This window comes from Bacillus sp. AFS023182, from assembly GCF_002560575.1.
GTDB lineage: Bacteria > Bacillota > Bacilli > Bacillales > Bacillaceae_G > Bacillus_A > Bacillus_A arachidis.
Genome location: NZ_NTRO01000107.1, coordinates 1 through 694, shown reverse-complemented (window position 1 = coordinate 694; position 694 = coordinate 1). Strand labels below are relative to the sequence as shown.

Sequence of the window (694 nt, the reverse complement as noted above, 5' to 3'; positions counted from 1 at the left end):
CCCCCTAGTATCTAAACTAGTGGATTTCAATTCATTATTTTTTCCATTCTGTAAGCTTAACATCCCATAGCAATGCATCTGTATCAATAAATTTAATACTAAGTTCATTTGCTTTATTCAGCTCTATCTCAAAAGAACTTGTGAATGTAGATATGCTTTCTTCAGAGAATCGAATGGTTTGTACATCTTGTCCATCAATAGAAATAATTATCTTACCAGAATGTTTGCTAGCACCATCAGGGATACCGAGATATCCCGAAAGTTTTGCATACTTACCTTTTAACAAGTATTTAAATTGCTGAGAATTTGTCCCTTTACTACTATACATATTTAATTTAGGTTCAATTTTTTTATGAGCCACTTCAAAGCTAGTGGAATTGTTAACTTTCGGTACATCTCCAGTACTTTCTGTCAGTTGATTTAGCGCTATAACGGTTCCATTTTTTAGGGATTGTTGTTCCTTTTCTAATGATTTATTAATTTCACCTACAACTACAAGTACTCCTAATGTCAAGATAAATACTGTTACACCTGTAATAATAAAGTTTTTCAAAGTATTATTAGAGCGAAATCCTATTTTATATGCACAAAATCCTATTGTAGCACCCATTGCATTCACAATTACATCATCAATGTCAAAGCCACCAAGAAAAGTAACCATTTGTAGGACTTCTAGTATAAGAATAGAAATACA

At 31.8% G+C, this 694-nt stretch carries 1 protein-coding gene; it reads right to left on the bottom strand.

Features of this window, described 5'->3' with window-relative positions:
• Positions 1-34: 34 nt before the first annotated feature.
• Positions 35-694, bottom strand: a 660-nt coding sequence (locus CN288_RS26845) for a VanZ family protein (RefSeq protein WP_098303548.1), incomplete at its 5' end; no start/stop codon positions are given.